Here is a 24605-nt window from a genome sequence, read left to right as displayed (position 1 = left end):
ATGTCACAAGAAAAACCAAAACCTGTTGAAATACCAGAGATAACTAAAAGTAAAGAAAGCGCCATTATCTCCGATGAGCAACCAATTTCTACTGCCTCGATCTATTTCCTGAACCCTGATGAACTTTCTAGTTATATAAAGAAGGGGGAGTCTGGCGACGTAGTAAGTGCCACAAAAGTGCTAAATTATTATACGTTCTCCCGTTTAGACCGAAAAAAACAAATTTATTGGATGAAAAAATCCGCAATCTTGGGGGACGCCATATCCCAATTTCGTTACGCCATTTTTTTAAGAGAAGAAGGTCAAATTAAAGAATCAATAAAATGGGCTGAGAAATCAGCATTATCAGGAAATGTTGAGGCTAAAGCTTTTCTTGCAGAAATTAAATCCAATGGCTATAACCCATAGATCATTTCCGGGAGCATTTTCGGGGCGCCCAAAACTTGGAAAGATAAAGAAAATTAGCCATAAACGCCATCATTTCGGGACACCCATAAAAATGTAACCCCAATGTATTTCGGGACACCCATAAAATGTAATCGAAAAGCCCCAGCGCCCGCTGTCTGCGCCAATGGGGCGCCCCCATCGACAGCCAGCCCACCTACAGCTACCAATTCGACTACGACATTTCGGTACGACATTTCGGGACACCCATAAAAATAGAATACCCTCCTTAGCTTCATCGCCGACTGGCAAGGCCAGGCAAAAATCACCCACCACTACGACGCCGCCGGCAACCGCATCGCCACCACACTGCCCGACGGCGAACAACTGAAATTTGCCTACAACGCCGCCGACCAATTCCAAAGCCTCCACCGCCGACCCGCCGGCGCCCAAGCGGAACAGCTACTCGCCGCGATAGCCCACGACGACCTCGGCCGCGAAATCCAGCGCCAGCACGGCAACGGCCTTGCCACCGAACACCAATACGACCCCCAGGGCCGGCTGCAACAAATGCGCCTTGGCAAAGCCCAAGGCACCACCGAAAAACCCGTGCAGAACCCCCTACACCAACGCCGCTACCGCTACAACACCGCAGGACAACTGGCACAGATCGAAGACAGCCTGCGCGGCACCCGCAACTACCACTACGACCCCCTCGACCGCCTCACCCAGGTCGAAGGCCCCAACCCCGAACACTTCATCCACGACCCGGCCCACAACATCCTCGCCGCCGCCGGCTCCGTGGAAGAAGCCAAACAACAAGCCGCCAACACCCAAATCCGCGGCAACCGCATCGCCAAAACCGACAGCGACCAACACACCGACTTCCTCTGGGACGGCGACCTACTCCTGCGCGAAACTGCGCGCGACCTGAACACCCAACAGCAACTCAAAACCCGCACTTACTACTTCGAACCGGGCACCTTCAAACCCATCGCCCTGGACGAAAACGGCGAGCTCTACCACTACCACCTGGACCACCTGGGCACCCCCGACACCCTGACCGACAGCCAGGGCGAAATTGCCTGGAGCGTCAGCTACACAGCCTATGGCAACCTAGCCATCAAACACTGCAACCGCATCGAACAACCGATCCGGTTCCAGGGACAGTACTACGATGAAGAAACTGGGCTGCACTACAACCGGTTCAGGTATTATGATCCGGAGGTTGGGGCGTTTACGCAGCAGGACCCGATTGGGTTACTGGGAGGGATTAATAACTACCAGTATGTGCCGAATCCGGTGGGTTGGGTTGATCCGCTAGGATTGACGTGTAAAGAAGAAACGCAGCATCCTAATGTTTCAGGCAATAGTAGTACTGTAAATAGTGCGTTGCATGCTAAGTACGTGGATGAACTAGCTACGCTGAATAAGCAGCTATTATTTAGATGAGCTTAGCCAGAGAGTTATTAAGCATACTGCGGAAAACATCGTAGACATACGTAAGGCTCAAGATGGAAAAATTGTCTTCCTCGAAACGGGAAATAAACGAGCTGGCCTTGAGCATATACTAACTCAACATAAGCAAGATTTTGCCAATGTCGGAATACATTCAGATCAGATTCCAGACGCACTAATGACTGCGGTCACTCAAGGGAAAATAATAGGATATCAAGGTAAGAATCGGGGTAGACCAATCTATGAAACTGTGTTTAACGATACTAGGCACCGAATTAGTGTCACTGTCTCTGATAACGGATTCATCGTTGGAGCTAATCCTCAATCACGGCCTTCACCATATACAACGGAGTAAGATACATGGTTAAAAATTTAAAGCTTATGCCGGATTACGAATGTTTCGCATTGTGGGATATCGATAGTACTGACAATATTAATCCAGCTAGCTTGCCGATCTCAGAAGATCTCAAAAAAAGAATCGAAAAGTGGCAAGATGTATATGACGCCACTCTAAATGAAGTTGATCCAACCTCATCTGGCTTTGAAAGCCCTGATGCAGAACAAGCTTTTGACATCGAGGGCAGGGCAATTTGGGAAGAACTTAAGAATGAGTTGGGAAGATCATATAATATACAGCACTTCAGTGTTATAGAAAATGACGTGATCAAGTAAACACGGACATTCCTTGCAACATTTCGGGACACCTATAAAACTGTAATTGAAAAGTTCGAGGGTGTTCAAAATTCTGTGTCAGCCAAATAGCCTCATAGACTGATGTATTTCTCCAAGCGCTCTGGGAAGTGGATCGCCAGCTGTGACAGCGTCAGGTTCCAGTTCAGGATTGGGTGCGTCCAGCGCTCGGAGGCCTTCAGTATACCGGCGTACAGCAGCTTGAGTAAGCTGTTCTCATTGGCGAAGCCACCTTTGGTTTTGGTCAGTTTTCGAAACTGCCTGTGCACGGCTTCAACGGCGTTTGTGGTGTAAATCGGCTTGCGTACGTATTCCGGATATTTGAAGTAGGCCGATAGTGTGGGCCACTTGCTGCGCCAGGATTTGATCACCATCGGGTATTTGTCGCCCCACTTGGCTTCCAGCTCGTCCAGTGCGCTCTCGGCAGCATTGAGTGCTGCCGCTTTGTAGACACATTTGAGATCCGCCATAAAGGCCTTCTGGTTCTTGGAAGCCACGTACTTCTTCGAATTTCGGATCTAGTAGATCACGCAGTGCTGGACCTCCGTCTTGGGGTAGATACTCTCAATGGCTTCGGGGAAGCCCTGTAGGCCATCCACACAGGCTATCAATGTATGTGGGATGTCCTGGTAGCTGTTACCGAGGGCAAACAGGTAATCACTTTGCGCTCCAGTTCGTCGGTAAGCTGGGTTTGACGCTTTTGGGCGATCTGTGGTTCTAAGGTGCCGGCACGGTCCCGCGGCGTATCCAGTTCAAAGCTGCCAGTGTAGCTCTTTATGGTCTTAGATGTATGGCCATTCTTTCGGTTGGGCTTGTCCTCGCTTGTGAGGTGCTCCTCCTGCTCCGCCCGCATGGCCGCTTCGGTAAGCTGTTTGATCAGTGGGGTCAGGATGCCGTCTTTGCCACTGAGGTCTTTGCCCTCACGCAGTGCCTTGATGCGGCATCCATATCGAAGGTAGGTTTGGTCATGGGTCATCTCTTTTTTGTTAATGGTAAAGAAATGACGCAGAATTATGAACAGTATTTCCAAACCGTATGCCCACTTTTTCAACTCGTGAGCAAGTATTGGCAAATATTGCTGGTAGTCGTGATGATTGCGAAGTCTTTAATTCCATCGGCCTGGTCGATACGAAACTGTATATGATTTTTATCGTCAGGCTGGGGTCGTGTAGACCAAGCACTGAGTCACCTTGATGGGTGAACCTTTCAAAAATAAAAATTTTTTTAACAGAAGGATGAAGTTGCACTGGATTTTTAGAATCCGAAGCAAGTCTGTTGATGAAATTGCTCGATCTAAATGCTGGGTAGTTTAAGAAAGTGCCAAAAAAACAAAATTTATAGCATTGTTTCACATTTTAAGCGGAGGCTCTTTGCTACGGTACTGGGGCTTATCTTCTAATTGGGTTAGAAGTCATTTTTTTCAAAAAATATAGTATGCCTAGCCCAATGGTGTTAATTGAAAAGAGTGTGTTTAGGATGCATAACTAATGCGTAGTTCCTATTAACAATAATTTTTGTTAGATCGCTGCTAAAAAATATTCGATCTAAATGCCGAGAACATTGCTCAGGGAACGCTATGTTGAAAATATGTCGCATTTTGTTGGCAATCACTATGGTTGCCGTCAGCTCGTTTACGCTATCAGCACCTATGGTGTCTATTGATTTAACCGCCGAGAAAAAAATTGGTGGGGTCTCATCACTTGATCGCAGTAAATATTTTAATCTGCACTCAACCCACGCCTCTGCAGGAATGACTGAATCTGAATTGGACTATTTAGTCAATGATCTCAATATTGGCTATGGCCGTCAATTCTGGAGCCCGTTTTCAGTTTATAAAGGTAATGCACCTTACCCTAGCGAGGCCTTTGCCAAAGAGAATGGTCCAAAAAATATTTCCAATACCAAAAAAAATCCAAAGTATCGTTTTTTTTCTAATCGAGTTGTCGTGACAGATCATCCTAAAGCCGTTTTTGTTGCCAATGAAGACCCGACTAAAGGGGCCAAATGGGCTGCTAACTATTTTAAATATTATTTTGACGACGAAACCCGTCCTAAATTTTATGAGCCAATCAACGAGCCGTTTGTGCACGCTGATGAGTTTGGTATAGATGATGATATTGCTCGAAAGCAAATAACGAATTTGTACAAAGAAATTGGTAAAGAGTTTGATCGGCAAAATATTGATACAAAAGTCCTCGGGTATGCCAGTGCATGGCCCTCATTGGAACTCTGGGATTTTGATCACTTTAATTCACGCATGAAAATGTTTATGGATGAGGCTGGTCCTTACATGGATGGTTTTTCCTTGCACCTATATGATGGTGTAAATGTTACCGGCGCCAATAGTCAGCGTTCTGGTAGCAACCTGGAAGCCATATTGGACTTAGTGGAAACCTACAGCTATGTGAAGTGGAACAAAATCAAACCGCTCGCCATTACGGAGTATGGTGGAATTGAAGAAGGATATGGCGATACTTACAGCGATGTTAAAAGTGTTCAGTCTATCCGTTCAATTAATCACATGTTGTTCCAGCTTATGGAACGTCAAGATCGTCTGCTGACTTCCATTCCCTTTATTAGCGATAAATCCGCATGGCACTACAGTGCTGAAAACAATTGGGAACCATATGTTGCAGTACTTTTGCGCCCCGATAAAAACAGCATTGTAAATGGAAAACCAACACGGTTTATTTGGACGCCGCGCGTTCACTTTTACCAGCTGTGGTCAGAAGTAAAAGGTAAGCGAGCCTATGCCGTTTCTGACAACCCTGATATTCAAGTTCAAGCTTTTGTCAGCGGTAGCAAAGCCTATGTGGCATTGAACAGTCTATCTGAAACAAACCAGTGGGTTGATTTGGGGTTTGTGAATGATATGGGTTCAGTCACCAATGTACGAAAAAAGTCTTTGAAAATATATACCCAGTCTAACCCAATATATTCTGACCAAAGTAACCTTTCTGCACCATCTTCTGTCCAGTTAATTCCTGGAGAAACGGTGGTGCTGGAATACTCTTTTAATTCCCCAATCGAGTTTACTAAGACTGTCGATGTGAATTCTTATTATTCGAAATCGCATTTGACTCCCATTGTTGCGAACAAGACGCTTAACTTCCCAATTAATGGCATTAAAGTGTCAGAGGGGACATCGGTTTTAAAATTGAGTGTTGGTCGAAAGCATGGAATGTCTTTAAAGCCCGTTGTAAAAGTAAATGGGCATACGGTAGGCGTCCCAAACAATTGGATGGGTGGCGATCAGGCGTCTCGCAATGACTTTTTTGGTTCGCTCCATATTCCGGTAAATAATGACATACTGAAATCCAACAATACTATATCTGTTACATTTCCGGACACTGGTGGTCGAGTAAGTTCGGTCGTTCTTAAGGTTGTTAACGGTGGTGCGATAGAAGCTGGTAACGAATCAGTATCCTTCGTTAGTGCCTTGCAGTACCTTGAACCGGCCAGTCAATATACACTTGACGTGAAATACAGCGCTCTTCAGCAGAGAGACTTGGTTCTGGAATTGTGGAAAGACAATATTTATCTGAACCAAACTCGTGAAACGGTGCCTGCTGGCAGCGGCAGCAAGTCTATGACAGTATCGCTCCCTAACCCAACCATAGATGGTGAGCAGGGCTATTACTTCAAAGTCAGTATTCGACCTGTAGGCGGCGACTGGCATACTAATTTAAATATTGCAACGACAGACAAGTTGGCGGTCAAGAAATCATTGGGCGCAGTGATCGATGAGTTTCGCTTTGCTGACGCGTTGACCTCGTTACCGAGTCAAAAAGAGTATCACTTCAAAGTGAATTTTAAGGCGAAGCAACGAAGAGATATTGTTGTTGAAATTTGGAATGCCGCCGGTTGGTTGAGCCAAGGTAGAACGACGGTTTCTGCGGGCGAAGGTATCGCTACAGTGACTGTTCAATTGGAGGCTGATGCGGTTCCAGGAAATGATTACATTTTGAAAGGGTCAATTCGTCCCGTAGGGGCGGATTGGAAGCAGAATCTTGATACTGCACAGATAAATGGTATTCAAGTGACGAGTGTGGGGTCTACTGTCCCTACAGGCTGGACCCAAATACAGGTTCGCCATTCCTCAAAATGTGTGGATGTTGCTGGTGGAAAAACTACCAATGGCAGTGGCTTGCATCAGTGGACGTGTGACGCTTCGAATGTGAATCAACGGTTTAAGTTTGAAAGCCGTGGCGATGGGTATTATAGCATCCGTGCGCAAGTCAGTGATAAGTGTATTGATCTCGCGTATGGGGGAAGCGCAAATGGCCAGATGATCCAGCAATACAATTGTGGTGTGGCCAATGAAAACCAGCATTGGTTGCTAACTCCGGTGATTGATGGTTGGTTTGAGTTAAGAGCCAAACCCAGTGGAAAGTGTATGGATATCGCTGGTTTTGGTCAGAACAATGGAGCAGCTGTACAGCAATGGGCGTGTACGGCGGCTAACAATCAACAGTTCAAATTCTTACCTTAGAGAAAACAGCGAATCGATTCGAATACAGATGGGTTCTTAACTCAAAGCGCCGCCAGTGGCGCTTTGAGTTAAGACATTAAGGCCCCACCACCGGTGCAGTCCTCAATCGGGGTGGTTGATTCGATTTTACTGGACGGGAACCGGCACCTGAATGGCTTGCAAGTTGTTGCACAAAAGTGCCGGGATCTAAATGCTCTTAGTTGGCTACTGAGTTGTGCGAGCAATGGCACCTTGGCAGGACACTGCTCTCAGGTGCAAGTTGGCGGGTTGCTCAGATACATTGGCTTTGGGTACGCCTCTCATGGGCACGCGTGCTCGCCCTGAAACTGGCTTTTGTTATCAGAGGAGGTGAAAGAGGGGTAATGTTCTGGTGGTGTCTCTGCACCGCATTTTGATTAGCGTTGACACTTCAACGAAAAAGGGCGGTATCAATCACTTGATGCCGCCTTTTCTTGCTTGCAACTTATTGATTTGACCTGCCCCCAATTTTTAATCCAACCTCGTGTTAGTAATGTTCGTGTTGATAGATTCTTTTTTGTGCGACCTGAACGCTGCAGCAAATTCCGCCGGTGTCTGATAGCCCAGCGATGAGTGTGGCCGCTGCTCGTTGTAGTCTTGCCGCCACTGGCTGATCAGCCCCCGAGCATGAGCCAAGTCCCGAAACCAGTGCTCATTGAGACATTCATCCCGAAATTTGCCGTTGAAACTCTCGATATATCCGTTTTGTGTCGGCCTCCCTGGCTGGATCAACTTTAGATCAACCCCGTTGCGATAGGCCCACTGATCAAGCGCTTTGCCGGTAAACTCCGGCCCTTGATCTGTCCTGATGGCTTTGGGATAACCACGGAAGGCCGCTATGGCATCCAAACTCCTCACCACCTGCTCTCCAGATATCCCGCTGGCTACCTGAATATCGAGACACTCCTTGGTGAAATCATCGACAATGGTCAGACACTTGATACGACGGCCATTGGCCAGAGCATCCATCACGAAGTCCATCGACCACGTATGGTTCGGGGTTTCCGGTAGCGATAGAGGCTGTCGCTCAACCATAACGCCCTTGCGACGCCTACGTTTGCGGACGGCTAGTCCCGCCTCGTGATATAACCGATAGACCTTCTTATGGTTCACTTTCAGCCCTTCCCGACGCAGCATCTGGTGCACTCGCCGGTAGCCGAATCGCCGTCGCTCGAGTGCTATTTCCTTGATACGTTCAGCCAGTTCAGACTCTGTAGCCTTTTTGGACTGGTATCGCATGGACGCGCGAGATAACCCGACGAGCGAACAGGCCCTACGTTCTGAGATAGTCGTTTCCGACCGCATGATTTGTACGGCCTCGCGCTTGTTGCCGACGGTTAGTACTTTCCCTTAAGGGCAGCCTTCAATGCTTCCTGATCCAATAGAGACTCCGCCAGCAGCTTCTTAAGGCGGGCATTCTCCTGTTCCAAGGCCTTGAGCCGCCGGGCCTCAGATACCTCCAGACCTCCATACTTCTTACGCCAGGTGTAAAAAGTGGCATCCGAAATACTGTACTTGCGGCAAAGCTCTTTCACCGGGATACCGGCCTCAGCTTCCTTCAAGATTGGGATAATCTGTTCTTCAGTAAAACGTTTCTTCATGTTCATCGTCCTCATTGGTGATGAACATTACTAGGATTGAAGTGGACTAGAAAGTGGGGAGCAGGTCAAGCGGCCAATCTGTTAACTCTAATTTGGATGATTGGGAAGATTTGAGCAGTAATAGTAATTGGAAATGGGAATCTCTTCTTCTTGGTAATGGATTTAGAGGGTGTTCAAAATTCTGTGTCAGCCAAATAGTCACAGAATTCTGAACACTACCGTTAGTCAAGCTAACAGCGTTGCTCTTCTTCCTGCTTTCCATTTCAATCTGCTTCACTTCTGTGTCGGTAGTGTTCAGAATTCTGTGTCATTTCTTTACCATTAACAAAAAAGAGATGACCTATGACCAAACCTACCTTCGATATGGATGCCGCCATCAAGGCACTGCGTGAGGGCAAAGACCTCAGTGGCAAAGACGGTATCCTGACCCCACTGATCAAACAGCTTACCGAAGCGGCCATGCGGGCGGAGTTGGAGGAGCACCTCGCAAGCGAGGACAAGCCCAACCGAAAGAATGGCCATACATCTAAGACCATGAAGAGCTCCGCTGGCAGCTTTGAACTGGATACGCCGCGGGACCGTGCCGGCACCTTCGAACCGCAGATCGTCAAAAAGCATCAGACGCAGCTTACCGACGAACTGGAGCGCAAAGTGATTGCCCTGTTTGCCCTCGGTAACAGCTACCAGGACATCCGCACACACATTGCCGAAATCTACGGTATGGAACTCTCCAACGGTACCATTAACGCCGTTACAGACAAGCTGCTGCCCGAGCTTCAGGCCTGGCGTGAGCGCGATCTGGAGCCTATCTACCCTATCATCTGGCTCGATGCTATCCACTATAAAATCAAGGAAAACGGCCGCTATATCAGCAAGGCTATTTACACCATCCTCGGCCTGAACATCGAAGGCAAGAAAGAGCTGCTGGGACTCTACTTGTCCGACCAGGAAGGCGCACACCACTGGCTGAGCGTTCTGACCGACCTATACAACCGCGGGGTCAAAGATATCCTGATCGCCTGTGTGGATGGCCTCCAGGGCTTCCCCGAAGCCATCGAGAGTATCTACCCCAAGACAGAGATCCAGCACTGCGTGATCCACCAGATCCGCAACTCGATGAAGTACGTGGCTTCGAAGAACCAGAAGGCCTTTATGGCGGATCTCAAATGTGTCTACAAGGCGGCAACACTCAATGCCGCTGAGAGCGCACTGGACGAGCTGGAAGCCAAGTGGGGCGACAAATACCCGATGGTGATCAAATCCTGGCGCAGCAAGTGGCCCACACTATCGGCCTACTTCAAATATCCGGAATACGTACGCAAGCCAATTTACACCACAAACGCCGTTGAAGCCGTGCACCGGCAGTTTCGAAAACTGACCAAAACCAAGGGTGGCTTCGCCAATGAGAACAGCTTACTCAAGCTGCTGTACGCCGGTATACTGAAGGCCTCCGAGCGCTGGACGCACCCCATCCAGAATTGGAATCTGACGCTGTCACAGCTGGCGATCCACTTCCCAGAGCGCTTGGAGAAATACATCAGTCTGTGACTATTTGGCTGACACAGAATTTTGAACACCCTCTCTGTGTCGCGACGTAACAGTGTTACAACATGCGGAATTACTACCACAACCCAATTGAAATTCGCATAACTTACCGCCTGTTTGCAGTGGTGTTTTTTCACGCTCGGGCCCAAATCACTCCTCCCCACGCCTGCCGATTTTATGGGCTTTTTAACTTGATGAAACTCCAAATCGGACCAGAGGTCTGCGCGCCAAGTCATTGGGGAGGCTTACATTTTTCGCAAACCGAAAGGTTGGGAAGTTTTTTGAACAAAGAGTTCATAGCTAATAGATACTCAAATCTAGGACTGGTAGGGTTTCCCAGAGAAGGGGGGAGAGCGTTGGGTGACAAGGGGGGGGTAACATCCTCTTTGCTTTTCTTTTGAAGGATGGATTGTGCGCCATTACGGCTTGAGAAAGTATCTTGAAAAACGCCGCGAGCAGTACTTGCGGATTTCGATAGGTTGTAAAACTGGGCAAGGGCTATTGCATAAGGTCCAAGTGAGGTGAGGAGGTGGGGAGGGGCGGAGCTCTACCTTTCTTCAGTGCGGTAGCTCCAGGCATACCATGTATAGAAAGCATGAACCTTGTCCAAGGGGTTAACTTACTAGGTCTAGGTCCAGTACCTGAGTTAGCGTTGACACTTCAACGAAAAAGGGCGGTATCAATTGGCTTGATACCGCCCTTTTCTTGACTTTAACCCATTGATTTTCAATGGATTTATATGGCGCGCTCGGGAGGATTCGAACCTCCGACCGCCTGGTTCGTAGCCAGGTACTCTATCCAGCTGAGCTACGAGCGCGTTGCGTTGTGGTTGCGAACTATAGTGAGTTGGCTTTGCGGTGTCAACTCTTTTTTAAGATTTTTTTAAGAAAAAAGTCTTAAAAATCCGCAACTTACCGAAACTCCAAGGGGCCTTTGGGGGCACCGCTGAAGCTCGACAGGGCGCGCATTCTGCCGCGACACGCGGCGCTTTGCAAGCCCTAATTTTAGATTTTTTCACACGCGTGGGAGACGGGGTCCAAAGGCGCGGGAAACTATACTGGTGACGGGTGCCATCCTGTGCCTGTTTGCACGGGGACTAGTGGTCACTGTCCGGTTCCGGTAGTGGCGCCGCGGAGGGTATATGACAGAAGAGCAGGGCGAGGATAAACAGACGCGCGGGCCGGGCCCCCCGCCGGTTCAGCCGCCTCCACCGCGGCCCATGACTCCTTGGGGGCAGTATCTGATCTGGATGTTTCTGGTGTTCCTGGTTGCCCAGTTCTGGATAGGAATGGTGCGGGACCAGGGTCAGCAGTCCCTCTCCTATACGGAGTTCAAGGAAAAAGTGCGCAGCGGCCAAGTTGTCGTTGTGACCATCAAGGGCGACCGACTCACTGGAGAATACGAGGAGGCAACGGGCGGGCAGATAGCGTCCGGCCAGCCCCGCGAGAGCCGATTTACTGTGATCTTGCCGCCCGTGGAAGACCCGGAGCTGATGCCGCTGTTGGAGGAGCAACAAGTTGAGATTAGGGCCGAGTCAGAGCAGGCTGATTTGTGGACGCGGGTCCTGATTGGGGTATTGCCCTGGATTCTGATTATCGGCCTGTTTATCTGGGCCGGGCGCCGGATGCAGGAGCGCATGGGGGGAGGTGTTGGCGGCGGCGGTGCTTTCGGTTTCGGCCGCTCTCGCGCTAGGCGGTTTGAGCGGGGTGAATCCAATGTGACCTTCGACGATGTGGCGGGACTGGAGAACGCTAAACGCGACCTGTGCGAGATTGCAGAATACCTGAAGAATCCAGAGCGCTTCCAGCGGCTCGGTGCCAAGGTGCCGAAGGGCATTTTGCTGATGGGCCCCCCCGGCACCGGTAAGACACTGCTGGCAAAAGCGTTGGCGGGGGAGAGTGATGTGCCTTTCTACAGCATCAGCGGCTCCGAATTTATTGAGATGTTTGTGGGGGTCGGCGCGTCTCGAGTGCGGGACATGTTTGCCGACGCCAAGAAGGAGGCGCCATCGATTATCTTTATCGATGAGATTGATTCCGTGGGCCGGGCTCGTGGCACGGGTCTCGGTGGCGGCCACGACGAGCGCGAGCAGACGCTGAATCAAATCCTCAGCGAGATGGATGGTTTTTCCCCGCAAGAGACGGTCGTGGTGCTTGCCGCTACCAACCGCCCGGATGTGCTCGATGCGGCGCTGCTGCGCCCTGGCCGTTTCGACCGCAAGATCACGCTGGATTTACCGGATAGAAAGGCGCGCAAAGCGATTTTGCATATCCACGCGCGCGAAGTGCCGCTGGCTGCGGACGTGGATATGGAGCGGCTGGCGGCGCTGACGGTGGGCTTCTCCGGCGCGGATCTGGAAAACCTGATTAACGAGGCGGCCCTGCTGGCGGGGCGCCAGGACAGTGAAGCGGTGGATATGGCCGCAATGCTTTCCGCCCGCGATAAGGTGGTACTCGGTGGTGAGCGGGAGATGGTCATCAGCGATGAAGACAAGAAAACCATTGCCTACCACGAGGCCGGCCATGCCCTGGCTGCCAGCCTGCTTCCCCACGCTGATCCGCTGGATAAAGCCACAATTATTCCCCGTGGGCACAGTCTGGGGGCCACAGAACAGATTCCAGAGGAGGAGCATCACAATTTGCGCGCTAGCTACCTTTGCGACCGCATCGGAGTGATGCTGGGTGGACGTGTGGCGGAGCAGGTGGTTTTCAATGAACTCAGTTCCGGGGCTGAGGCAGATCTGAAGCAGGCCACACGCTTGGCGCAACATATGGTGACGCACTGGGGAATGAGTGAGAAACTGGGCCCGGTGGCGTTTCGCCGCGGTGAGGAGCATATTTTTCTCGGCAAGGAAATGGCGCAGTCGAGGGACTTCAGCGAGCACACTGCGGAGATTATCGATGAGGAAGTCGTCAAGCTGATTACCGGTATCGAAAGCCAAGTGCGGGTATTGCTGGAAAGATATCGCGACAAGTTGGACGCATTAGCCGAGGCACTGCTGGAAAAAGAAACGCTGGAAGCTGCGGAAATTCAAGCGATTGTCACTGATTCTGGTCGGGCTTCAAAGAACGCAACAGGTGTCTATAAATAGTTAAAGCTCAAATATTTAAGGTGTCTTAGACGTATTTGTGCGAACCGTCTATCTGGGTTAGAGCAGCTATTTAAAATTCTTCTATTGCGAAGATAAAAATAATTTGTGCATTTCTCAATACTTGTTTTTTTACCTTTTCGCTCCAAGACCGTTCGCAGTGATTGCGCAGCTTTGCACAACTTTATCGGTTACAACGGGCGTTACGCGGCTTCGGTTTTTGTAGACAGTTCTCGGGAAAATTCCACTTCAATGCATTCTGCATCGCGAAGCCGTTTAATGCGCTCAAAAAATAATTGCGCCTCTGGAAAAGTGAGTTTGAGATAGGCCAGCCACTGCTTGATGCGGTTGCCCAAGTATTTGGCTGGATATATTTCGCGGGTCGTTAGATAGTAATCCCACAGTAGCGCTACCACCTGTTTCCATGTTATGGGTTCATAGTGGCGCCCTTCCGTGAAGGCTTTGACCTGCAGTCCCAGGTCGGGCCGCGCCAACAGGGTACGGCCGAACATAAAGCGGCGGCAGCCGGTCACTTCGCGGCAGCGTTGGAAGTCTTCCAGTGTCCAGATGTCGCCATTGGCGATTACCGGTATGGCCAGCTGTTGACGGATCTCGCCGATATACTCCCAGTAAGCCGGCGGGCGGTAGCCGTCGGCCTTGGATCGGGCGTGCACGGCCAGCTCGGCGGCGCCGCCATTCTCCGCCGCGCGAGCGTTGTCCATGTAGCTGCTTCTGTCCAAATAGCCGAGGCGGATTTTCGCGGTCACAGGGATGTGATCCGGCAGGGCACGGCGCACGGCGCCGACGATGGCTTCCACCCGGTGGGGGCTCTGCAGGAGGCAGGCGCCGCCGTCGCTATTGTTGACTGATTTGGCCGGGCAGCCAAAGTTGAGGTCTATGGCGCGGGCCCCGGTTTCCGCTGCTTTGACCGCATTGATGGCCATGGCCTCCGGATTGCCGCCCAGCAGTTGTAGGCGCACTGGAACCCCGCATGCGGTCACCGCACCAGCTTTCAGCTCCGGGCACAGGCGGGTAAAAACCCGGCGCGGCAGCCGGGTGTGCGTGACGCGCACAAATTCGGTGACACAGATATCCACGCCGCCGAGGGCGGATAGCAGGGCGCGCATATGGTGGTCTATGACCCCTTCCATTGGGGCCTGGTAGATCATTGGCGTATCTGAGCTGGTGGTCATTTGTGCGCGTTTAAGTGATGGGTTGGATTAGACGCCCATTCTAAAGGCGATCAGGGAATCGCAAAAGATAGGGTGGTAAATCGATATCGGGAAGATATTGATCACATTTTTTCGGGATTTACAGGGTTTGTGTTTTCTGCGTTATCGTTGCGGCTGAAACTAATAAGTGTTTGATTTTAAAAGGTTGTTGTATTGATAATAGCGCCCGCGGTGGCGCCTAAAGTTGTCATAACAATCTGCTAGGGAATTTGACCGGATAGGATATTGCAAATCTCCCGCGAGCCACACTGCGCCAATATATCCGTGCGGTTAAGCGGATATTATTGCGGACGGAAATAAAACCATTCAGGATGTCCGGTTTTATCGCCCGATTCGAATAGGGGAATAAAGTGCAAGACACGCTTCTACAACAGGGGCTGGACATTACGTTGTTCGGCATGGGGATTGTTTTTGCTTTCCTGCTTGTGCTGGTAATTGGAACCAGCATTATGTCCCGCATTATTACCCGCAATTTTCCTGAGGAGGAGCCGTCGGCTCCTGTACCCGGCAGTGCCAGCGGTGAGGATGCGCGCCTGCGCGCCATTATCAAGGCGGCCATCGATCAGCACCGCAAAAGACGTTGATACGTAAAACTGCTGAGTCACTTCCTGTAAATTTGCCGAGAGAGACGACCCATGACTGAGGTTAAAAAGCCACTGGGCATTACTGACGTAGTCCTGCGCGACGCCCACCAGTCACTGTTTGCCACGCGCCTGCGACTGGACGATATGCTGCCGATTGCGGAAAAACTCGACAAAGTGGGGTTCTGGTCATTGGAATCCTGGGGCGGTGCTACTTTTGATGCCTGCATCCGCTATCTCGGCGAGGACCCCTGGGAGCGTATCCGGGAGCTGAAAAAAGCTATGCCCAATACGCCGCAGCAGATGTTGTTCCGCGGGCAGAATATCCTCGGTTACCGCCACTATGCCGATGACGTGGTGGAAAAATTTGTCGAGCGGGCGGCAAAAAACGGCGTGGATGTTTTCCGTGTTTTCGACGCAATGAACGATATGCGCAACTTGGGAACAGCGCTCAAAGCAGTGAAAAAACAGGGCAAGCACGCCCAGGGGACTATTTCCTACACTGTAAGTCCGGTGCATACCATGGATTTGTGGGTGGATCTGGGACGCCAGATCGAGGACATGGGCGCAGACTCTATCTGCATTAAGGATATGGCCGGTTTGTTGCGCCCCTATGAAGGCTACGAGCTGGTTAAGCGCCTGAAGGCGGCGGTGGATATTCCCATCCATATGCAGTGCCATGCCACCACCGGGCTTTCTACCGCTACCGCACTCAAGTGTATTGAAGCCGGTATCGACAATGTGGATACCGCGATTTCCTCCATGTCCATGACCTATGGCCACAGCCCCACCGAGGCGCTGGTGGCGATTCTCGAAAACACTGATCGGGATACCGGCCTGGATATCAAACTGCTGGAGGAGATTGCGGCCTATTTCCGCGAGGTGCGCAAGAAGTACGCTAAGTTCGAGGGCTCACTGAGAGGTGTGGATTCCCGCATTCTGGTGGCTCAGGTACCCGGTGGCATGCTCACTAATATGGAAAATCAGCTGCGCGAGCAGGGCGCCGGCGACCGCCTCGACGAGGTCCTGGAAGAAATCCCCCGTGTGCGAGAAGACCTGGGGTTTATTCCGCTGGTTACACCGACTTCTCAGATCGTCGGCACCCAGGCAGTGCTCAATGTGCTCACCGGCGAGCGCTACAAATCCATCTCCAAGGAGACTGCAGCGGTGCTGAAGGGCGAGTACGGTTCTACGCCGGCTCCGGTCAATAAGGAACTGCAGGCGCGGGTATTGGAAGGTGCTGAGCCTATCAGCTGCCGTCCGGCGGACCAATTGCAACCGGAATTGGAGAAGCTGACCGCAGAGTTGAAAGAGAAGGCTGCGGAGCAGCAAATCGCACTAACTGAAGGTGAAGGGGAAATCGACGATGTCCTCACTTACGCACTGTTCCCGCAGATCGGTCTCAAGTTTTTAAGCAATCGCGGAAACCCTGATGCCTTTGAGCCTGTACCTACGGGCAATGAAGGCAGTGCGGTTAAAAACGACAAGGGTGAAGAAGTCTACACCGTGACAGTGGAGGGTAAGAGCTACACGGTGACCGTTGCCGACGGCGGCGACCTGACCAGTGTCACCCCCGTGGCCAGTGAGGCTGCGTCGCCTGCTGGTGCGGCGGCGCCTGTCTCCGGCGGTGAACCAGTCAAGGCACCTCTGGCGGGCAATATCTTCAAGGTACTGGTCAAACCCGGTGACCAGGTGACGGAAGGGCAGACCATTATTGTGCTGGAAGCCATGAAAATGGAAACCGCCGTCAGCGCGCCTCGCGCCGGCAGTGTGACCAGCGTGTCTGTGAAAGAGGGCGATTCCGTGGCGGTGGGCGATGCCCTCCTGTCCATCGCGTAAGGTCGTAACAGGAGTCGCAAGTGGAAAATCTACTGAATCTCTGGCTGTCGTCCGGCGCCAATCAGATCACGTCAGGTCAGTTTACGATGATCCTGATCGGGTTGGTGCTGCTGTTTTTGGCCATTCGCAAGAACTTTGAACCGCTGTTGCTGGTGCCCATTGGTTTCGGGGGCATTCTCGCCAATATCCCCGGAGCACATTTGGCGCTGTCGGCGGCGGAGACAGCATTGACCTCCGGCGATGCGTTGGTGCTGGCGCAAATGGCTCAGATCCTGGGCGTGGAAAGTACAAGTGATATCTACGCGCTAAAAGCGGCTCTATCCAGCGCGCCGGCGGCAGTGCACGCCCAGGCGACGCAATATGCGCTGGATGCCGGCTTCAGCAATGGCATGCTTTATAACTTCTATTCCGTTGCCATTGCGTCCGGCGTTGCACCGCTGGTAATTTTTATGGGCGTCGGTGCCATGACGGACTTCGGTCCGCTGTTGGCCAATCCGCGCACCCTGTTTCTAGGGGCCGCGGCACAGTTCGGTATTTTTGCCACTGTGCTGGGAGCGGTGGGCCTGTCTGTGGCGGGAATTATGGATTTCTCTATCGCCGATGCTGCGGCCATTGGCATTATCGGCGGTGCCGACGGGCCCACGGCCATCTATGTGTCCAGCCTGCTGGCTCCGGATCTTCTCGGTGCCATCGCGGTGGCGGCCTACTCCTATATGGCGCTGGTGCCCTTGATTCAGCCGCCGATTATGCGCGCCCTGACTACGCCGGAAGAGCGCAAAATCGAAATGGTGCAGCTGCGCCATGTGAGCAAGCGCGAGAAGATCGTATTTCCGTTGTTGTTGCTGATTCTGGTGGCTCTGTTCCTGCCGGACGCGGCGCCGCTGCTGGGTATGTTCTGTTTCGGTAACCTGATGCGCGAGTGCGGCGTGGTAACCAGGCTGTCGGATACGGCTCAGAATGCGCTGATCAATATCACGACGATTTTCCTTGGCCTGTCTGTGGGCTCCAAGCTGGCTGCGGATAAATTTCTGGACCCCAAAACCCTCGGCATTCTCGCACTGGGAATTATCGCCTTCGCGATCGGTACCGCCGCAGGTGTATTGATGGCGAAACTGTTAAACCTAGTGAGTAAGCACAAGGTCAACCCGCTGATCGGCTCTGCCGGTGTTTCCGCAGTCCCCATGGCTGCGCGGGTATCCAACAAGCTGGGCCTGGAAGCCAACCCGCATAACTTCCTGTTGATGCACGCTATGGGGCCCAATGTGGCCGGTGTGATCGGCTCAGCGGTGGCCGCCGGTGTGATGATCACCATGGTGCGGGCGATGACAGGCTGATGTATCTTCGACAACACTTCTGATTTATTTGCTTCAGATGCGCTGAGAGAGCGATTTTTTGAAGCCGCTGGATACAGGGATGTGTCCGGCAGCGCAACAGAAATCAGTTTTCCAAATTCACAAAGCCCTCTAGAAGCGAATACGCCTTTCCCGCGAGCTTATCAATCGTTGCTTGAATTCAGGCCGGCTTTTCAATTCTGATAAAGCACACGGGTATAGCGCGTCAGAGTCGGTGCCTCCCGCTGGAACCACTCGAGGCTATCCTCTGACGACGGTGTACACGGGGTAAAGGGAAATTCCATTTCGCAACAATCAATACGAAAGAGCCGCTCTACTGCTTTGCCGTTGTCTTCTGTGCGTTGGCGCAGGTAACCCGATTTTGCATCGAGCTCAAACCCGGTCAGAGAAAGCAGGGGGTGTTGCAAGCGGTATTTATGCAGGCTGTGCTGTACGGTGAACCCTTCAGACAGCGATCCCAAAGCCACTGAAGTTTCAAAGTCCAACAGATTGCTCCGTTCGCTTTCATCAATCTGTAGATTCGTCAATCGTTGCTTTAACAGGCCTCCACTATCGCTGATCGGGTGGGGGCGGTCGATTACCAGTCCGGCATGCCGGCCGCAGATAATCAGTGCCCCCTTGCGCGGAGACGTTGTGCCGCTGCTGAGGTCTGTCTCACTGATCAGCTCCAGTCCAATGAGTGGCCCAGGTTGATCTGAAAGTAACCGCCAATCCTCGACATAAATACCACTCGGGGCAAATTCCATCATGCAATTGCCGATGCGCTGTAAAATCGCCGGTTCCGGCCAGCGATTGTGCAACTGATAAGTGGCACCACCACGCCACTGAAGTTGTTTTCCATCCCAGTCGGCATGCGCATACCAACCTTCGTAATCTGCTTTTTTTTGAATATCGTCGCCTTCTTTTTCCTGCTGTGCGGTGACCGGTAAACGCAGGTCAATGGTCAGAAGGTTAGACTGCAGCCAGAATACGCGGGTATCTGTATCCGTCTGGCCATTGGCAAAACTGATACTGCGCCGCTGAAAGCAGCCGCGCATCCAGCGCGGCACAGTGTTAGCAGTGGGTGTATTGATTACAGAAGTGAGCTCGGCAAGGTGCATGATTATAAAACCTCCCGCAGTTTGCCGAAGGATGATGCATCGGCCGAGGAATCTGGAAATTGCAACTCGCCTTTTGCTACCCGCTCCTTCAAGTAGTGAAACGTATGCATGGTTTGAGCGAGTAAATGATCTCCACAGCACATGGGTTGATAGGTTCCAGGCTTAATTCCGGGAGCCGGATCGACGAGAGGTTCAATGATCGTGTCGTAGTCACAACTGCAAAACAATGGGAAAGAATAGCGCTCTTCTTTTACTTTGCGGACTCTATGTGAGGTGGCGATAAAACGGCCATTACTGAGTATTTCCATCATGTCGCCGATATTGACAACAAAGCTCTCAGGAATTACGGGCGCATCAATCCATTCTCCGTTATCGTTTAGAACTTCCAATCCATCGGTAGTTGGTAATAGCAGGGTAAAGCACTCGTAATCTGTATGAGCACCGATGCCCTCCCGGTCCTGAGCATCGGGGTTGTAAGGGTAATGGATCAGTCGAAGCTGGCTGGGAGGGTTTTTGACTTTATCGTCAAAGGTATCTTCCGGCAGGTCGAGTGCAAGCGCAAAGCCCCGGAAGAGTAACTGGCCTAAATTTAACGCAGCTTGGTAATAAGCGCTGACATCCTCTTTAAAACCAGCCATATCCGGCCATTGGGTCGGGCCTATCATTGGCCCTTGCTGGCTCAGATGGCCAAGATCATTATTGATGTCATAGGCTTCTTTGTGATCGATTTTTCCACCGTAAAACTGCTCTTCGCCTTCGGGGACATAACCGCTATGGTTGGATGAATTGCCGATGTAGTAGCGCATTTTTTCCCGGTGAGGGCGGGCGAAGAATTCCTTGGTACGGACTAGCAGGGCATCGATCAACGACTGTGGAATTCTGTGGCCCGTAATGTACAGGAAGCCCACGTTGGTGGCTGCATCAGCGATTTGTTTGGCCACTTGCTGCCGATCTGCCAATTTATCGGAATAAAGGCCGCTGATATCGACAACAGGGATGTGGTCAAAGGTGCGGGTGGGTTTGCTCATGCTCCAGTCTCCTTTGTGCAATAAAAAGGTTTCTGGCCGTCCAGAGCGGTTCCGGCGGATGCCGGCCGGGTCGTCCCGGTTGGGGGAATACTTTATGTAACTATGTAACTCAATTTTTATGCACTAATTATGCCACTCGGCCACTGGAGAGTATGCTTCCCGGTGTGCAGGAATATGCTGGCGGGTATAGGAAGCGCAAGTGATGGGATGGCTCTTCTGAAAGAGAGGGTTTTAAGAGTATTTTCAGAGGGATTTGGTGCATTTTTGTGGAACAATTTTATTGTGATAGAGGCTGGTGAAGCGAAGAAAGCACCAACAAAGGTTGGGTCTTGGCTACATGCATGGAATATTGGTTTATTCCATGGGTAAAAATGTATGTGCTTTGGAGTAATGCGATGTCGGCGCATTGTGTTGCGCCAAAAGTGGGCGCTCAGAGGTTTAGATTGATTCAAAGTGGTGCGCAAAAGGGCTGGATATTGTTCTGTTTGGACTTTTATATGGAAATGAAGCGCAAAGACAGACTTTTATGTTTGGCACGTATTTTGATTGTTTATTTGTGTCCGTACTCCTGACACTACGTGACAGACAATTCGCAAAATGGAGCGCTAGGGTTCCGGCTGTTTTATAACGGTGACTGGTCCGAGAGCACTCGACCTTTCAGTGAAAGGTTACACGGCGGGATAAAAGCCCGGGAGGACTACAGGCGTGATGCCGGGAGTACTCCGTGAGCAACCGACCGAAGCCAACTGAGAGGTGCGCCATGAAGCGACTTTCCATTCTTCTACTTGCCTTGACGCTGTCGTCGACAGCTTCCGCCCGCGATACTTTCAAAGTGTGCTGGTCCATCTATGCCGGCTGGATGCCATGGGCATATGGTGTCGAGCAGGGGATTGTGCAGAAATGGGCCGATAAGTACGACATCGATATCGAAGTTGTGCAGTTCAATGACTATATCGAATCGATCAATCAGTACACGGTCGGCGAATTCGATGCCTGTTCCATAACCAACATGGACACGCTGACCATTCCCGCAGCAGGTGGTGTCGATAACACCGTCTTGATTATCAATGACTTTTCCAACGGCAATGATGGCATTGTACTCAAAGACAAAACGTCATTGGCGGATATTAAAGGCCAGAAGGTGAATCTGGTCGAGCTCAGTGTATCCCACTACTTCCTCGCCCGCGCTCTGGAAACGGTCGGCTTGAGTGAGCGGGATATTCAGGTGGTCAACACTTCTGATGCTGATATGGTCGCGGTCTATGGAACGCCGGAAGTTACGGCGGTGGCGACCTGGAATCCGCCGTTGGGTGAGATTTTGTCCATGCCGGGCGCAAACCAAGTATTTGATTCGTCCCAAATCCCCGGGGAAATCCTCGATATGTTGGTGGTTAAAACCGAAGTTCTGGAGAAAAGCCCCGAGCTCGGTAAAGCTTTGACCGGAGCCTGGTTCGAATTAATGGAAATTATGCAGGCGAAGGATGCCACCGCTAAGGCAGCAAAAACCTTTATGGCTCAGGCCGCAGGTACTGATTTGGCGGGCTATGAAGCACAGCTTGCCACTACCGCGATGTTCTACACCCCTGAAGCGGCCTTGAAATTTACCAACAGTCCAGACCTGCGCACCACGATGCAAAAAGTGGCCGAGTTCTCCTTCGAGCACGGTCTGCTTGGGGAAGGCGCACCAGATGCCGGTTTTATCGGTATCGAAACACCTGCCGGTATCTATGGCGATCGCAACAATATCAAGCTGCGTTTCAACCCAGCCTGGTTGCAGATGGCCGTTGATGGTGATCTCTGAAGCCCTGCGTGCGGGCGTATTAAGCCCGGTACCCCCGAGCCCTTAGGAGGGAAGTGTGTGCTTCCCTAAGGACTGAAGATGAAACGATTTATTAACCTGACGCCGGCACCGGCAACGCGCATGATGTTCGGTTTGCTGCCTTTTGTATTGCTGGTGATTCTTTACATTGTTGCGTCGGATGCACGCTTGGCCGAAAACCCCAGTGACAAACTGTTGCCGGGCTTCAGTCAGATTGGCGACGCTATCCAGCGTATGGCGTTTGAACCGAGCAAGCGCACGGGGGAATATTTATTTTGGGGGGATACCACCAGTAGCCTGACCCGTCTGGGGCTGGGTGTATTGATCGCAGCGTTTGTCGGTTTAGTGCTGGGTTTACTGACCGGTGCATTGCCCAGCGTTTCTGCGGTGGCCAGTCCACTGCTCACTGTGGTATCGCTGATTCCCCCGCTGGCTCTTTTGCCGGTGCTGTTTATTGTCTTCGGTTTGGGGGAAGTATCCAAAGTGGCGTTGATCGCCATTGGGATCACACCCTTTATCGCGCGTGATATCCAGCGCAGAACACTGGAAATTCCCCGTGAACAGCTGGTAAAGGCACAAACCCTCGGTGCCAATACCAGCCAAATTATCTTCCGCGTATTACTTCCGCAGTTGATGCCGAGACTGATTGACGCCGTGCGCCTGTCACTGGGCGCTGGCTGGTTGTTCCTGATTGCGGCGGAAGCCATTGCCTCCACTGATGGCCTCGGCTACCGGATTTTTCTGGTCCGTCGCTATATGGCCATGGACGTGATATTGCCTTATGTGGCCTGGATCACTGTGTTGGCCTTTTTGATCGATTCGGTTCTGGCCTGGGTCAGTCGCCGTCTCTTCCCCTGGCAGAGTAAAGGAGTGCAGTAATGATAGAGGCGCGCAATCTGTGGAAGAAATACGGTGACAAGGTTGTTTTGGAAAGACTCAATCTGCGGGTTGAAGAAGGTGAATTTATTACGCTGGTCGGGGCGTCCGGCTGCGGTAAGAGCACCTTTCTTAAAATGCTGTTGGGGACAGAGACCGCCAGCAGTGGTGAACTTCTGCTAGACGGAAAACCGATCCCCGACGAGCCGGGTCCGGATCGAGGCATTGTTTTTCAGCAGTACTCGGTTTTTCCTCACATGTCAGTGCTGGAAAACGTCATGGCGGCCCGCGGTTTCGGGCGCCCCGGCGTGACCGGTTTGTTGTTTGGGGCGGCCCGCCAGCAGGCGCGGGATGAAGCGCGGGCAATACTGGCGGAAGTCGGTTTGGGAAATGCGGAATCGCTTTATCCGGGGGAGCTTTCAGGGGGAATGCGACAACGTCTCGCCATTGCTCAGGCACTGTTGGGACAGCCGCGTATTCTGCTCCTGGATGAACCTTTCGGCGCACTGGACCCCGGTATTCGGGCCGATATGCATGATCTCGTGTTGCGTCTTTGGCGCGAATACGAGCTCACTGTGTTTATGGTTACCCATGACCTCACCGAGGGGTTTTATTTAGGTACCCGGTTGTGGGTGTTTGACAAGACCCGTCTCGACCCCCAGGCGCCTGATGCCTATGGCGCTACGATTACTTACGACCTGCCGGTGGGTCAGATGGACGGCGGAAAGCTTAAGAAAATTGATCGCGATCTCACGCTCACTGCAAGAGAAACAGAAAAGGCATTATGAAAAGCATTGAATACACCACCGAAATTCCGGCGGGTGGCCACTGGTCGCTGCGCATGCGCAAAGGCACCTTGATGCGCCTGACCGATCTCGAGGGCGGCGCCAATGTGGGCATGCTGTTCTACAATCCAGAGAACCTGCTGGAGCGCTACAACGCACCAGATACGCTCAAGTGCCAACATACCTTTAAGCTCACCCGGGGCAACTGTCTCTACTCCGATATGGGACGTATTTTTGCCTCCATTGTTGAGGACAGCCTGGGTTGGCACGAAACCGTCTGCGGCAATATCCGCGCCGATCAGGTCACCGGGCGCTGGGGTGTGCGTGATTATCAGCACGACCGCAATAACTGGCACCAGAATGGTCACGACGCCTTTCTTGTCGAGCTGGCTAAGTACGGTCTCGGATGTGCGGACCTGGCGGCCAATATCAACTGGTTCAGCAAAGTGGCCGCCGACGCTGAAGGTCGTATGCAACTGGTGGAGGGACACAGCCAGCCAGGCAGCCATCTGACCCTGCGTTTCGAGATGGACACCCTGGTGGTTCTGCACAATTGCCCGCACCCTCTGTGCCAGGAGCCCACCTATCCCCAAAGGCCGGTCCGTATCGATCTGGGTGAAGCAGATCCCGTGTCCGACGACGATTACTGCCTGAATTTCCGCCCGGAAAACCGGCGCGGTTTCCAGAACAACGCCCTGTATCACCTGGGCAAATAAG

General features: G+C 51.8%; 18 protein-coding genes, 1 tRNA gene, 1 pseudogene and 1 riboswitch. Of the genes and pseudogenes, 13 read left to right on the top strand and 7 right to left on the bottom strand.

Annotated elements, in window-relative coordinates:
* Positions 1-408, top strand: a complete 408-nt coding sequence (locus tag A3224_RS09825; RefSeq protein ID WP_067153912.1) for an SEL1-like repeat protein — start codon at positions 1-3, stop codon at positions 406-408.
* A 438-nt stretch (positions 409-846) separates the two neighbouring features.
* Here A3224_RS09825 and A3224_RS17415 read toward each other — a convergent pair whose 3' ends face one another.
* A complete protein-coding gene (locus A3224_RS17415; RefSeq protein ID WP_269454572.1) occupies positions 847-975 on the bottom strand; it encodes a hypothetical protein in 129 nt (42 codons plus the stop codon).
* 18 nt (positions 976-993) lie between these two features.
* Here A3224_RS17415 and A3224_RS09820 point away from each other — a divergent pair, with 18 nt between their 5' ends.
* Together A3224_RS09820 and A3224_RS09815 are read left to right on the top strand one after the other, a co-directional pair.
* The gene (locus A3224_RS09820; protein WP_231902344.1) at positions 994-1836 is read left to right on the top strand and encodes an RHS repeat domain-containing protein; all 843 of its coding nucleotides are present in this window, start codon (positions 994-996) and stop codon (positions 1834-1836) included.
* A gap of 366 nt (positions 1837-2202) precedes the next feature.
* Positions 2203-2514 (top strand): hypothetical protein, encoded by a 312-nt coding sequence (locus A3224_RS09815; protein WP_067153906.1) that lies wholly within the window; start codon positions 2203-2205, stop codon positions 2512-2514.
* Between the two features lie 92 nt (positions 2515-2606).
* Here the strand turns inward: A3224_RS09815 and A3224_RS09810 are convergent.
* Positions 2607-3501: pseudogene (locus A3224_RS09810) on the bottom strand (IS256 family transposase).
* 607 nt (positions 3502-4108) lie between these two features.
* On the opposite strand from A3224_RS09810, the gene A3224_RS09805 reads away from it, so the two are divergent.
* Positions 4109-7024 carry an RICIN domain-containing protein gene (locus A3224_RS09805; RefSeq protein WP_067153903.1) on the top strand — a complete coding sequence of 972 codons (2916 nt, stop codon included), beginning with the start codon at positions 4109-4111 and terminating at the stop codon, positions 7022-7024.
* Between the two features lie 489 nt (positions 7025-7513).
* On the opposite strand, the gene A3224_RS09800 is transcribed toward A3224_RS09805, so the two are convergent.
* Positions 7514-8643 (bottom strand): IS3 family transposase gene (locus A3224_RS09800; RefSeq protein ID WP_407939248.1). Its coding sequence is split into 2 segments (ribosomal slippage): positions 7514-8385 and positions 8385-8643, totalling 1131 coding nucleotides; the frame shifts between segments, so codons are not numbered across the junction.
* A 342-nt stretch (positions 8644-8985) separates the two neighbouring features.
* Here A3224_RS09800 and A3224_RS09790 point away from each other — a divergent pair.
* The gene (locus tag A3224_RS09790) at positions 8986-10191 is read left to right on the top strand and encodes an IS256 family transposase (protein WP_067153116.1); all 1206 of its coding nucleotides are present in this window, start codon (positions 8986-8988) and stop codon (positions 10189-10191) included.
* A gap of 737 nt (positions 10192-10928) precedes the next feature.
* Here the strand turns inward: A3224_RS09790 and A3224_RS09785 are convergent.
* Positions 10929-11005 (bottom strand) — tRNA-Arg (locus A3224_RS09785).
* A gap of 324 nt (positions 11006-11329) precedes the next feature.
* Between A3224_RS09785 and ftsH the strand changes: the two genes are divergently transcribed.
* Entirely contained in the window at positions 11330-13279 is a 1950-nt protein-coding gene (gene ftsH, locus A3224_RS09780; protein WP_067153898.1) for an ATP-dependent zinc metalloprotease FtsH, read from the top strand.
* 200 nt (positions 13280-13479) lie between these two features.
* Here the strand turns inward: ftsH and A3224_RS09775 are convergent, their stop codons facing one another.
* Positions 13480-14469 (bottom strand): tRNA dihydrouridine synthase, encoded by a 990-nt coding sequence (locus A3224_RS09775; protein WP_082817468.1) that lies wholly within the window; start codon positions 14467-14469, stop codon positions 13480-13482.
* Between the two features lie 389 nt (positions 14470-14858).
* On the opposite strand from A3224_RS09775, the gene A3224_RS09770 reads away from it, so the two are divergent.
* Genes A3224_RS09770 through A3224_RS09760 form a run of 3 tightly spaced genes read left to right on the top strand, consistent with a single transcriptional unit; the run spans position 14859 to position 18262 of the window.
* Complete coding sequence (locus tag A3224_RS09770) at positions 14859-15092, top strand: OadG family protein (RefSeq protein ID WP_067153893.1); 234 nt, start codon at positions 14859-14861, stop codon at positions 15090-15092.
* 51 nt (positions 15093-15143) lie between these two features.
* Positions 15144-16928 carry a sodium-extruding oxaloacetate decarboxylase subunit alpha gene (gene oadA, locus A3224_RS09765; RefSeq protein ID WP_067153885.1) on the top strand — a complete coding sequence of 595 codons (1785 nt, stop codon included), beginning with the start codon at positions 15144-15146 and terminating at the stop codon, positions 16926-16928.
* A gap of 20 nt (positions 16929-16948) precedes the next feature.
* On the top strand, positions 16949-18262 hold the full coding sequence (locus tag A3224_RS09760) for a sodium ion-translocating decarboxylase subunit beta (protein ID WP_067153880.1): 1314 nt from the start codon (positions 16949-16951) through the stop codon (positions 18260-18262).
* Positions 18263-18453: 191 nt separating this feature from the next.
* On the opposite strand, the gene A3224_RS09755 is transcribed toward A3224_RS09760, so the two are convergent.
* Both A3224_RS09755 and A3224_RS09750 read right to left on the bottom strand, forming a co-directional pair.
* Complete coding sequence (locus A3224_RS09755) at positions 18454-19380, bottom strand: hypothetical protein (RefSeq protein WP_067153877.1); 927 nt, start codon at positions 19378-19380, stop codon at positions 18454-18456.
* A 2-nt stretch (positions 19381-19382) separates the two neighbouring features.
* Positions 19383-20408: an isopenicillin N synthase family dioxygenase gene (locus A3224_RS09750; protein WP_067153875.1), complete on the bottom strand. Its 1026-nt coding sequence runs from the start codon at positions 20406-20408 to the stop codon at positions 19383-19385.
* A gap of 594 nt (positions 20409-21002) precedes the next feature.
* Positions 21003-21105: riboswitch (guanidine-I (ykkC/yxkD leader) on the top strand.
* Between the two features lie 63 nt (positions 21106-21168).
* Here A3224_RS09750 and A3224_RS09745 point away from each other — a divergent pair.
* The 4 genes from A3224_RS09745 (at position 21169) to A3224_RS09730 (ending at position 24604) form a co-directional block, all read left to right on the top strand.
* On the top strand, positions 21169-22209 hold the full coding sequence (locus tag A3224_RS09745) for a putative urea ABC transporter substrate-binding protein (RefSeq protein WP_067153860.1): 1041 nt from the start codon (positions 21169-21171) through the stop codon (positions 22207-22209).
* A gap of 78 nt (positions 22210-22287) precedes the next feature.
* Positions 22288-23106, top strand: a complete 819-nt coding sequence (locus tag A3224_RS09740; protein ID WP_067153859.1) for an ABC transporter permease — start codon at positions 22288-22290, stop codon at positions 23104-23106.
* The gene (locus tag A3224_RS09735) at positions 23106-23891 is read left to right on the top strand and encodes an ABC transporter ATP-binding protein (RefSeq protein ID WP_067153857.1); all 786 of its coding nucleotides are present in this window, start codon (positions 23106-23108) and stop codon (positions 23889-23891) included. Before A3224_RS09740 ends, A3224_RS09735 begins: the two co-directional genes overlap by 1 nt.
* Positions 23888-24604: an urea amidolyase associated protein UAAP1 gene (locus tag A3224_RS09730; protein WP_067153854.1), complete on the top strand. Its 717-nt coding sequence runs from the start codon at positions 23888-23890 to the stop codon at positions 24602-24604. Before A3224_RS09735 ends, A3224_RS09730 begins: the two co-directional genes overlap by 4 nt.
* Position 24605: the final 1 nt, after the last annotated feature.

This window comes from Microbulbifer thermotolerans, from assembly GCF_001617625.1.
Lineage (GTDB): Bacteria > Pseudomonadota > Gammaproteobacteria > Pseudomonadales > Cellvibrionaceae > Microbulbifer > Microbulbifer thermotolerans.
This window is presented reverse-complemented; position numbering and strand designations above follow the sequence as displayed.

Bases quoted from the DNA above. Each gene is read 5' to 3' on its own strand.
- A3224_RS09825 (WP_067153912.1), top strand. From the start codon at position 1: ATGTCACAAGAAAAACCAAAACCTGTTGAAATACCAGAGATAACTAAA.
- A3224_RS09815 (WP_067153906.1), top strand. From the start codon at position 2,203: ATGGTTAAAAATTTAAAGCTTATGCCGGATTACGAATGTTTCGCATTG.
- A3224_RS09805 (WP_067153903.1), top strand. From the start codon at position 4,109: ATGTTGAAAATATGTCGCATTTTGTTGGCAATCACTATGGTTGCCGTC.
- A3224_RS09790 (WP_067153116.1), top strand. From the start codon at position 8,986: ATGACCAAACCTACCTTCGATATGGATGCCGCCATCAAGGCACTGCGT.
- ftsH (WP_067153898.1), top strand. From the start codon at position 11,330: ATGACAGAAGAGCAGGGCGAGGATAAACAGACGCGCGGGCCGGGCCCC.
- A3224_RS09775 (WP_082817468.1), bottom strand. From the start codon at position 14,469: ATGACCACCAGCTCAGATACGCCAATGATCTACCAGGCCCCAATGGAA.
- oadA (WP_067153885.1), top strand. From the start codon at position 15,144: ATGACTGAGGTTAAAAAGCCACTGGGCATTACTGACGTAGTCCTGCGC.
- A3224_RS09755 (WP_067153877.1), bottom strand. From the start codon at position 19,380: ATGCACCTTGCCGAGCTCACTTCTGTAATCAATACACCCACTGCTAAC.
- A3224_RS09750 (WP_067153875.1), bottom strand. From the start codon at position 20,408: ATGAGCAAACCCACCCGCACCTTTGACCACATCCCTGTTGTCGATATC.
- A3224_RS09745 (WP_067153860.1), top strand. From the start codon at position 21,169: ATGAAGCGACTTTCCATTCTTCTACTTGCCTTGACGCTGTCGTCGACA.
- A3224_RS09740 (WP_067153859.1), top strand. From the start codon at position 22,288: ATGAAACGATTTATTAACCTGACGCCGGCACCGGCAACGCGCATGATG.
- A3224_RS09735 (WP_067153857.1), top strand. From the start codon at position 23,106: ATGATAGAGGCGCGCAATCTGTGGAAGAAATACGGTGACAAGGTTGTT.
- A3224_RS09730 (WP_067153854.1), top strand. From the start codon at position 23,888: ATGAAAAGCATTGAATACACCACCGAAATTCCGGCGGGTGGCCACTGG.